Raw genomic sequence first — 322 nt, 5'->3', positions numbered from 1 at the left:
AGTTACTTCAACCAGAGTTTTGCCTGACGACCATAGAGAACTGGAACCACCTGATCCCATCCCGAACTCAGAAGTGAAACGGTTCATCGCCGATGGTAGTGTGGGAGGTCCCATGTGAGAGTAGGTCATCGTCAGGCTTCTAATACGAAACCCCAGCAGTACATACTGCTGGGGTTTTTTATTGCGTGCCCATAGGTTTCGTGGAGACCCAACCATCTAGCAGTATATTGAACGAATCAAATAGATAATGCTTGCGTTGGCAGTTATATCCAGGTTTAAGCGATGATCAGCACTAAGCATGCCGGCTTTTAGTAGTGCGTTT

The 322-nt window shown here is 46.9% G+C and carries 1 rRNA gene; it reads left to right on the top strand.

The window, feature by feature from the left end:
* Nucleotides 1-22 precede the first annotated feature (22 nt).
* Nucleotides 23-137: ribosomal RNA gene (rrf, locus tag A3738_RS11135) — 5S ribosomal RNA — on the top strand.
* The last annotated feature ends 185 nt before the right edge of the window (nt 138-322 follow it).

Source organism: Oleiphilus sp. HI0066 (assembly GCF_001635725.1).
Note: the sequence above shows the minus strand (reverse complement) of the source record. Positions and strands in the feature narration are given on the sequence as shown.